This is a genomic window from Phocaeicola sp. (assembly GCF_048170425.1).
In the GTDB taxonomy this organism is placed as follows: domain Bacteria; phylum Bacteroidota; class Bacteroidia; order Bacteroidales; family Bacteroidaceae; genus Phocaeicola.
In genome coordinates, this window is the sequence record NZ_DBEXBB010000056.1 from 1 (window position 1) to 10,113 (window position 10,113).

Here is a 10,113-nt window from a genome sequence, read left to right on the forward strand (position 1 = left end):
TGCATTCAAATGAGATATTGAAAAACATGTATGTATTTCCGGAAAACTTGAAAACATGGCTAGTGGGGGATGGTTATTTGAACAATCCTTTTTATGCAGACCCTTATTATACAGGAATTGACTGGCATGGGTATTATCAGAATACAGATGTGGGATATTTACGTTTCATCTTTTATTTTGGTCTGTTGGGACTAATTCCATTTTGTATTTTTATGTGTAAGGTTTGCAAAGTATGTGCGAATTATTTTTCTATGTATCGGGAGGCATTTGTAATGATATTATTGCTGAATTTTATCGTTTGGTTTAAGGTCTCTACGGATATATTCTTGGTTTTTGCCCTTTTTCTTGCGTTGATAGGGAAAAATGAAGACAAATCTATAAATGAAAAAATGTTTTTTGCTCCCATGGCTTAATGGATAGAAAATGAAACTTATCTATTGCACTCATTCCACATACAATCCCGGTGGCATGGAGCGTGTACTCCTGAACAAGGTGACCTACCTTTCTCGGCTTCCGGGGTGGGAAGTGTCGGTGGTCACCACTGACCAGCACCAGCGGCCTCCCTTTTATCCGTTTCCAGAGAAAGTACGTATGACGGATCTGGAAATCAATTACTCGGAGGATAATGAAAAGGGGGCATGGAAAAAGATAACCGGCTATCTCCGTAAAAGAAAAGAGCATAGGCGGAAACTGACGGCATTGCTCCTGAAGGAGAAACCGGACATTGTGGTGTCGCTTTATCCTTCTGAGTCTTCGTTTATTCCGGATATAAAGGATGGAAGCAAGAAAGTGCTGGAGTTGCATTATTGCAAGTTTTTCCGCTTGCAATATGGACGGAAAGGATTGCTGGGATGGATTGATAAGTTGCGTACACACCAGGATGAACAGATAGTGCGCTGCTTTGACAAGTTTGTGGTGCTGACCAATGAGGACAGGGGATATTGGGGAAGTTTGCCGAATATCGAGGTGATTCCTAATGCGGCTATGCATGTGAGTGATGCTTATTCGGATGTGATGAACAAACGGGTGATTGCGGTGGGACGTTTGGATTACCAGAAAGGGTTTGACCGTCTGATTCAGGCCTGGCAACTGGTACAGCATACCGGAAGGTTTACCGGCTGGAAACTGGACATCTTTGGTCAGGGGGAATGGCAGGAGATGCTACAGCAGATGATTGACAAGGCGGGGGTGCAGGATACAGCTCGGCTTAACCGGCCTACCAAACAGATTGGGGAAGAGTATGTGAAAAGTGACATGCTGGTGATGAGTTCCAATTATGAAGGTTTTCCGATGGTCATGATTGAGGCGATGGCCTGCGGGCTTCCCGTAGTATCGTTTGACTATAAATGTGGTCCGAAAGATATTATCCAAAGCGGTATAAATGGCTTGCTGGTTCCGAATGGAGATATTCAGGCGTTGGCTGATGCGATGATGAAAGTGATGGAGGATGAAGCTTATCGGAAAATGCTGTCGCAAAATGCACGGAAGGTAGTGGATACTTATTCTGAACAGGCGGTCATGTCGCAGTGGATTCGCTTGTTTACTTCAATAACTGCAAAATGAAAACATTGCTTCAGATAAATCCGGTATTGCGTGTGTCTACTTCTACGGGGCGCATCATGCAGGAAATTGGGGAACTGGCCATGCAGAACGGATGGCAAAGTTACATTGCTTACAGCCGTGGACGTGACGGAGTGAAGCCTTGCCGTTCAAAGCTGGTGCCGGTAGGCAACAAATGGAGTGTGGCCTGGCACGGGCTGGAAACGCGCTTGTTTGACCGCCATGGGCTGGCGTCTTCACAGGCTACCCGGCAGTTTATCCGCCAGATTGAACAGATTCAGCCGGATGTGATTCACATACACAACATTCATGGCTATTTCCTGAATTACCGGATTTTGTTTGAGTATTTGTCAAAGTGCAATGTTTTGGTAGTGTGGACTGTGCACGATTGTTGGCTCTACACAGGTCATTGTTATCATTATTCATTTGTGAAATGTGATCGGTGGAAAACAGAATGTCATGATTGTCCTCAGCACAGGGAGTTCCCGGCAAGCTTGTGGGTGGACCGTAGCCGAAAGAACTACCTGGATAAAAAAGAGGCTTTTACTTCCATGCCGCAAGACAAACTGGTGATTGTGCCGGTGTCCGACTGGATAAAGTCGGAGATGCAGGAGTCTTTTTTCAACGGATATGATTTCCGGGTGATTCATAATGGCATCAATACGGAGGTGTTTCGTGTGTACGATGCACAGGAAGTAAGGGAAAAATACGGGCTGGGCGACAAGCATGTGCTGCTGGGCGTGGCCAGTATCTGGAGCCGGGAAAAAGGACTGGATGATTTTATACAGATGGCTGCTCTTCTGAACGAGGAGGAACTGATTGTGCTGGTGGGAATCAAACCGGAAGAAAGAAAAAGGCTGCCTGAAAATATCATCGGCATAGCCCGGACGGAGAATATTCAGCAGTTGGCAGGATTGTACTCCGTGGCAGATGCCTTTATCAATCCCACCTGGCAGGATAATTATCCTACCGTCAATATGGAGGCGATAGCTTGTGGTACCCCGGTGGTAACTTATCGCACTGGGGGAAGTGTAGAGGCGGTGACGGATGAGACGGGCTTCGTAGTGGAACAGGGGAATTATGAAGGATTGCTGGAAGCGGCACGGACTATACGGCAGCGGGGAAAGTCTTATTATCAGAACAGGTGCCGGGAATATGCCTTGGAGCATTTTAAAAAAGAAGATCGTTATGCTGATTATATCCGCTTGTATGACGAACTGACGACACGTGGTTAACCGCGTACTATTATTGGATATTAAAGTTTATGAAGGTAGAAAATTTGAAGATATTGCAACTGGGGAAATTCTATCCCATACGTGGCGGGGTAGAGAAGGTTGCATTTGATTTAATGACAGGATTGTCCGAAAGGGGAACCGAATGTCACATGCTGTGTGCGGCGGAGGAAGGGGATGACCGGACTGTCTTGCTGAACGAGCATGCCCGGCTGATTTGCACCCGTACCTGGGTGAAGGCTTGTGCGACAATGATTTCTCCTTCCATGATTTTTACCTTGCGAAGAATTTGTGGAACGTATGATATCATTCACATACATCATCCTGACCCTATGGCTTGTCTGGCTTTGTTCCTTTCGGGCTACAAGGGGAAAGTGGTGCTTCACTGGCATAGCGACATCCAGAAACAAAAATTGTTGCTGAAGTTGTACAGGCCTTTGCAGCAATGGTTGTTGCGGCGTGCCGACGTGATTGTGGGAACTTCTCCCGTATACCTGGCGGAATCTCCTTTTTTGCAGACAGTTCAGCATAAGACGGCTTGTTTGCCTATCGGGGTAGAGCCGATGAGGCCTTTGCCTGAAGCGGTGAAAGCTGTCCGAAGTGAATATCCGGGCAAGAAAATCGTGTTCTCGCTGGGACGTCTGGTGACGTATAAAGGCTATCGTTTCTTGGTGGAGGCTGCCCGGTATTTGAAGGATGATTTTGTTGTGCTGATTGGGGGAACAGGGCCTTTGAAAGAGGAGTTGCAGAATGAAATCGCTTCTATGAACCTGCAAGGCAAAGTGAAACTTCTGGGGAGAGTCAGCGACGAGGATTTGCCTGCTTACTATGGGGCATGCGACGTGTTTTGCATGAGCAGTGTGCAGAAAACTGAGGCGTTCGGAATCGTGCAGATAGAAGCGATGTCGTGCGGAAAACCGATTGTGGCTACCAGAATACCTCAATCGGGAGTGGCCTGGGTGAATGAACAGGGGGTGTCGGGGATGAATGCGGAACCGGGGGATGCGCAGGACCTGGCCCGGGCTATTGAGGCGGTAACGGAAAACGGGGAGGTGTACCAGAAGTTCTCGGAAGGTGCGGCCAGACGTTATCGCGAAATGTTTACGAAAGAACGTATGATTGATAAATGTTTAACCATATACATGGAGTTATGAAAAATGTAAACAAAGAAGATGTCATGTTAAAAGCCATGATGGCTTATGCGACAAATGACCGCTATTGTTATCCGAGTGCGGGGATGTCGGCTACGGCTTGTAGGGTGAAACGTGTAGCAGATGTAGTTGTGAGTTTGGTGGCGTTGATTGTTTTTTCACCGGTGTTTTTACTTATTTCCTGGTTGATTAAACTGGAAGATGGGGGGCCTGTGATTTTTAGCCAGGAACGTATCGGGTATGGCGGAAAGCCTTTTATTTTGTATAAGTTCCGTTCGATGTCGGTCGATTCGGAGTCGGATGGAAAACCGGCGCTTTGCCAGAAGAATGACCGGAGGCTGACCCGAATCGGGCGTTTCTTGAGGGAACACCATCTGGATGAGTTGCCGCAATTATGGAACGTGCTGAAAGGGGAGATGAGTTTTGTCGGACCGCGGCCGGAGCGGAAATTTTTCGTAGATAAAATTATGGCTATCAATCCGGATTATGAACTCTTGTACCGTCTGCGTCCGGGATTGTTCTCTAAGGCTACTCTCTACAACGGCTACACCGATACAATGGAAAAGATGCTGGAACGGCTCAGAATGGATTTGGAATATATGCGTACCCGCTCTTTATGGATGGATATTAAAATTGTTTGGCTTACGGTCATGTCCATTCTGATGGGTAAGAAATTCTAATTATTGCAATATGAATAAAGATAAGATAGAGATACGTAAGGGACTTCAGCTGCGTAAGATTGGCAACCGCTATATGATTGTGGATGCCTGCGCAGGCAATGTAAACATGAGTAAGGTGTATAGCCTGAATCAGACGGCTGCCTGGATATGGCAGTGTGTGGCCGACGGATGTGCCACATTGGATGAACTGACCGCACGTTTGTGTCAGGAATACGAGATTGATAAGGAGATGGCCCGTCGTGATCTGGAGAAACAGCTGGCAGACTGGCAGGCTTTCGGGCTGATTGGATAGGAAAAAATTATACTGTGAAAAAGAGATGAGCAGGGTACATACGGCATTGCTCGTGTTGTTGAGGGCAGGATTGTGGGAACGGAAGATAGAGGAACTGTCTTGTTTTCCCTTATCTGCTGGGGAGTGGAAGAGTTTGTACCTTTTGTCAAGGCAGCAGACTGTTACCGGAATCGTTTTTCAGGGAATACAGCATTTGCCGGAAGATTTCTTACCAGCGGATGAGTTGCTGGTTCGCTGGATGGCGGAGACGGATGCCATTGAGCGAAAGAATATGCAGATGAACAGGATATTGGAGTCGCTTGTAAAATGGTTTGCGGAAAGAGGAGTTCAGCCTGTATTGCAGAAAGGGCAGGGAGTTGCCCGGTTATACGAGAACCCTTTGTTGCGGGAATGTGGGGATATTGATTTTTATTTCGATAGTCGCCAGATGTTTGAAAATGCTTTTTCCCTTGTACATCAAGGTAATTTGCAGGAAAAGGTACACGCAGACCAGAGTGTGGTCTATACATGGAAGGGAGTGGAAGTGGAACATCATATACGCTTGCTGGACTTGCATAATCCATTTTTACAGCGTTACGCAAAAGAACTGGAACAGAAATATGGCTATGACCGTATGAGTCTGGAAAAAGGGCAGGAGGTAAAGATTCCTTCTCCTGTGTTGAATCTCCTGCTCCAAAGCTTGCACATTCTGAAGCATGCTTTGGGATGGGGAGTTGGATTGCGTCAGTTGTGCGATATGGCCCGCAGTTGCTATAAGTTGCACGACGAAGTGGAATCAGAAGAAATAAAGAAGATTACGTTAAAGCTGGGTATGAGCAGATGGCATCGGTTGCTGCATGCCTTTCTGGTAGAGCATTTGGGACTTCCTGTGGCGTACCTTCCTTATCAGGAGGTAGCTTCGGACTCGTCTCCTTTACTGGATATTGTCTGGCGGGGCGGCAACTTTGGCCAGCATGTGGCCGGACATCAGCGGAAAGCCCAGTCGCCTTTGGCCGGTAAGTGGCAGACTGCATGTGCTTTTCAGCGCAATGCCTGTTTTGCATTTCATTATGCGCCCAAAGAAGGTTTTTGGGTGTTTTCCAGTTTGTTGAAAGGACAAGTCAAATGAGGATGGAATATTATTTTTCGGTTGCAGGTTTCACATTGAAAATCAGTCTGCCTCAAGGCTGGAACGTGGATGCCTTGCTGCCTTCTTTCCGTGCTTTTCATTGCAAGAACGAGGAGAGAGAAACTTTACTGAAGTGCACGGTGTATGCTTCTGAGGGAAGCGGTTTGGTGATGCCTTCAGGGCAATTAATAGAGAATACGCTCAGCGATATGGGCTACGTTAGTTTGTATAAAGAAGCAGAAGGGTATTGTGTAACGCTTTCTGCAGAACAGGGGAGCACATTGCATGTCATGCAGGCTGCCAGGGATTTTTCTGTTGTCCGGGTGTATTTGTGTGATGAAGACAAATGGGCAGGACATGCCTTGTCTTCCCTGCTTCGAATTGCTTATTCGCAGGCCGTGCTTTACCGGAATGCCGTATCGATTCATGCATCGGCTGTCTTTTGTGAGGATAGGGCTTTCCTTTTCATGGGAAAGAGCGGGACCGGAAAAAGCACGCATGCTGCGTTATGGCTGAAATATATACCGGGAACGGAACTGCTGAACGATGATAACCCGACGCTGCGTATCGTAGATAATAAGGTTTACGCATACGGCACACCCTGGAGTGGCAAGACCCCTTGCTATAAGCCGCTTTCTTACCTGGTGGGTGGAATGGTGCGTTTGAAGCAGGCTCCTGCCAACCGGTTTTTCCGGAAGAAAGAGGTGGAGGCTTTTATTGCGCTTTTTCCTGGATGCAGTGTCATTCATCAGGATGCGGAATTACGTGCTTGCCTTTATGACACATTAATCCGTATGGTAGAACAGGTTCCTGTGGGGATGCTGGAATGCAGACCCGATGAGGAAGCTGCCTGGTTGTGCCGGAAGACGTTGCTTCAGGCGACAGAAGAATCAGAATAAATTACTAATCACTTAACTATACCTAAAGTATGAAAAAAACAGTCTGTTTATGGGCAAGTTTACTTGCCGTGTTACTGTTCACTTCCTGTGCATCGCGCAAGAATTTCGTGTATTTGCAGGATATGGAAATGGGACTGAAATATCCCATTGATACCAAATATGAGGCAGTGGTTCATCGGGATGACCGTTTGAGCATTACTGTCAGTTGCAAAAATCCGGAACTGGCCATCCCGTTCAATATTTACGATGGCACATTCAGGGTAGGAACGGACGGAAATGTGACGGCAGATGCTTCAAGCAAAGTGAACGAGAAAGGTTATCGTGTGGATATAAACGGTAACATTGATTTCCCGATTTTGGGCAAACTGCACATTGAGGGAATGAAAGTGAGCGAAGTACGCGATTTAATCAAGCAGAAGATTGAGGAAGGGGAGTACATGAAAGACCCGCTGGTTTCCATTGAGTTTCTGAATTTTAAATATACCGTGCTGGGAGCGGTGGGAAACAATGGGACGTATAGCGTGGACGGTGACCGCGTGACACTGCTGGAAGCCATAGCCAAAGCAGGCGACCTTACGTCAAAGGCCAAGATAGACCGGGTGGCTGTTATCCGTGAGATAGAGGGAGAACGGCAGATTTTCATGCACGACCTGCGTACCAAAGATATATTCGATTCACCTTGTTTCTACCTTCAGCAGAACGATATCGTATATGTAGAACCCAAGTATCGTAAGAAAGACGTTGAAGATCGGGGATGGCAGGTGGCTACAACTCTGTTGTCTGTAGTGACGGCTGTATGCTCGCTCTTGTGGGTGCTTAAGTAAGACGATTCTAATAATTTCAGAACAATATGCAGACGAACAATTCTTCTAACAAGAATGACCAGGGGCTGAATGTAGTGGATTTATTCCTGTATTTGGCTTCTCAATGGAAATGGTTTTTACTTTCCATTCTGATTTGCGGTGGGATTGCATGGTATAACTATGCCCGTGCTCCGCTGGTGTACTTCCGTTCGGCTACGGTCATTATCAAGGACCCGTCGAACAAGGCTACTACCTCCGGACTGGACCGCTTCGACAATTTTATTAACAAAGTGAATGTGGCGAATGAAATATTGCAGTTCCGTTCCAAGAAACTGATGCGTGAGGTGGTGCAGCGCGTGCATGCCGATGTGAGCTATCAGGTAAAGGATGGTTTGCGCAGCAATGAACTGTACACCGAGTCGCCCGTGCTGGTCAGCCTGCCGGATGCGTTGCCCGAACAAAGCTTCTCTTTCACCATGACTTTGAAAGACGCAAAGACCGTAACGCTTTCCGATTTTTCGGGAATTGAAGCTCAGCCAGAGTATAAGGTGGCATTGAATGACACGGTGGCAATTATGGATGGAATGAACGTGGTGGTCACTGCTACAAACTACTTGCGTGCGTCCTGGCTGAATGTTCCCATACAGGTACGGAAACGTCCGCTGGAATCGATGGTGAATTATTATAAGAATGCCCTGGGCATCCAGCAGGAGGAAGAAGAGTCCTCTATTCTTACGCTGGCCTTGAAGGACAGTTCGCCGGCTCGTGCGGAGGATGTGCTGAATACACTGATTACGGTGTACAATGAAGAGGCTATCAAGGAGAAGAACCAGGTGGCGGTAAATACGGCCAACTTTATCAACGAACGTCTGATTATCATCGAGCGTGAACTGGGACATGTGGAATCCAGTCTGGAATCGTTCAAGCAGCAGAACCAGATTGTGGACATTGCTTCCTCGGCAGGTATGTACATGAGTGAATCGCAGAAATACAATGCCGATGCCATGGAGCTGGAGACGCAGCTCCGGCTGGCTAATTTTATTAAGGACTACCTGACCGACCCCAGCAAGGAAACCGACCTGATACCCTCCAACACGGGAATCAGCGACATGAACATTGAAAATCAGATCAGCCTTTATAATGCGGCTAAGTTGAAGCGTGACCGCCTGATAGACGACAGCAGTGTGAACAACCCCGTGGTGCAGGAACTGAACAACTCGCTCCGTGCCATGAAGCAAAGCATTATCCGTGCCGTGGACAACATGATTGTCAGCCTGAATGTGAAGCGCAATGACGCGCAGAACCGTGAAATGCGTGCCCAGGACCGTGTGACGGCTATTCCGACAAAAGAACGGCAGATGCTGTCTATCGAACGTCAGCAGAAAATCAAGGAAGCACTTTATCTGTTCCTGCTGAACAAACGTGAGGAGAATGCCCTTTCACAGGCCATGGCCGATAACAATGCCCGCGTGATAGACGGAGCAGAAGGAAGCAACGCACCGATTTCTCCCAACCGCAACCGTATCCTGTTGTTGGGATTGCTGGTGGGAATCGCTTTGCCGGGAGCAGTTTGTCTGGCTATTCTCTTTATGGATACACGGGTTCACGGACGGAAAGACATAGAAGGAGTTACTTCCGTGCCTTATTTAGGAGAAATTCCGTTAGATAAAGAAGCCATGAAAGACCACCGGAGGAAGGTAATGGCAGTGAAAGAGCAGGGTGATGACATTGTGTCGGAAGCCTTCCGTATTTTACGTACCAATATGGCTTTCCTTTCCAAAAAAGACAAGCCTGCGCAGGTAATTACCTTTACTTCGTTCAATATCGGAGCCGGAAAGACCTTTATTGCACGCAACTTGTCCATGAGTCTGGCTTATCTGAAAAAACGGGTAGTTATGGTCGATTTGGATATTCGTAAGGGAACATTAAGCCGTCATTTCGGGCATTATCATGTAGGTGTTACCAATTATCTGTCGGACAATACGGTGAAGGTGGATGATATCATACAGCATCAGGAAGGGTTTGACCTGATTCCGGCAGGAATCCTGGCTCCCAATCCGGCTGAACTGTTAATGGACAATCGTTTGGATGAATTGATGGATGAACTGCGTGCCCGTTATGATTACATCATTGCCGACAATGTGCCGGTGGGTTTGATTGCCGATGCTACGATTGCAAACCGTATAGCCGACCTGACCATTTTTGTGGTACGTGCAGGCAAGCTCGACCGTCGTCAGTTGCCGGATATAGAGAAACTTTATCAGGAAAAGAAACTGAAGAATATGGCATTGGTATTGAACGGTGCTAATCCGGAACGTCATGGCTATGGTTATAGCTACGGGTATGGTTATGGTTACGGATATGGCTATAAAAATCATTCTAAATAAA

10 protein-coding genes are annotated in these 10,113 nt (G+C 47.1%); all 10 read left to right on the forward strand.

Annotation, left to right across the window (positions count from 1 at the left end; translation table 11 throughout):
- The first annotated feature begins 26 nt into the window (after positions 1-26).
- The 10 genes from ACMJ0U_RS02445 to ACMJ0U_RS02490 all read left to right on the forward strand — a co-directional run bounded on the left by ACMJ0U_RS02445 (position 27) and on the right by ACMJ0U_RS02490 (position 10,112).
- Complete coding sequence (locus ACMJ0U_RS02445) at positions 27-413, forward strand: hypothetical protein (RefSeq protein ID WP_417127939.1); 387 nt, start codon at positions 27-29, stop codon at positions 411-413.
- A 10-nt stretch (positions 414-423) separates the two neighbouring features.
- Complete coding sequence (locus tag ACMJ0U_RS02450) at positions 424-1,563, forward strand: glycosyltransferase family 4 protein (RefSeq protein WP_417127940.1); 1,140 nt, start codon at positions 424-426, stop codon at positions 1,561-1,563.
- Positions 1,560-2,795, forward strand: a complete 1,236-nt coding sequence (locus ACMJ0U_RS02455) for a glycosyltransferase (RefSeq protein ID WP_417127942.1) — start codon at positions 1,560-1,562, stop codon at positions 2,793-2,795. The genes ACMJ0U_RS02450 and ACMJ0U_RS02455 overlap by 4 nt, the downstream gene beginning before the upstream one ends.
- A gap of 29 nt (positions 2,796-2,824) precedes the next feature.
- A complete protein-coding gene (locus ACMJ0U_RS02460) occupies positions 2,825-3,946 on the forward strand; it encodes a glycosyltransferase family 4 protein (RefSeq protein ID WP_417127944.1) in 1,122 nt (373 codons plus the stop codon).
- 83 nt (positions 3,947-4,029) lie between these two features.
- Positions 4,030-4,623: a sugar transferase gene (locus tag ACMJ0U_RS02465; RefSeq protein WP_417127952.1), complete on the forward strand. Its 594-nt coding sequence runs from the start codon at positions 4,030-4,032 to the stop codon at positions 4,621-4,623.
- Positions 4,624-4,633: 10 nt separating this feature from the next.
- Positions 4,634-4,915, forward strand: coding sequence for a PqqD family protein (locus ACMJ0U_RS02470; protein WP_417127946.1), 282 nt, complete (start codon positions 4,634-4,636; stop codon positions 4,913-4,915).
- A gap of 25 nt (positions 4,916-4,940) precedes the next feature.
- Positions 4,941-6,023 (forward strand): nucleotidyltransferase family protein, encoded by a 1,083-nt coding sequence (locus ACMJ0U_RS02475; protein WP_417127947.1) that lies wholly within the window; start codon positions 4,941-4,943, stop codon positions 6,021-6,023.
- Positions 6,024-6,025: 2 nt separating this feature from the next.
- On the forward strand, positions 6,026-6,922 hold the full coding sequence (locus tag ACMJ0U_RS02480; RefSeq protein WP_417127948.1) for a phosphoenolpyruvate carboxykinase: 897 nt from the start codon (positions 6,026-6,028) through the stop codon (positions 6,920-6,922).
- 29 nt (positions 6,923-6,951) lie between these two features.
- Positions 6,952-7,746 (forward strand): polysaccharide biosynthesis/export family protein, encoded by a 795-nt coding sequence (locus ACMJ0U_RS02485; protein WP_417127949.1) that lies wholly within the window; start codon positions 6,952-6,954, stop codon positions 7,744-7,746.
- Positions 7,747-7,772: 26 nt separating this feature from the next.
- Complete coding sequence (locus tag ACMJ0U_RS02490) at positions 7,773-10,112, forward strand: GumC family protein (protein ID WP_417127950.1); 2,340 nt, start codon at positions 7,773-7,775, stop codon at positions 10,110-10,112.
- The last annotated feature ends 1 nt before the right edge of the window (position 10,113 follow it).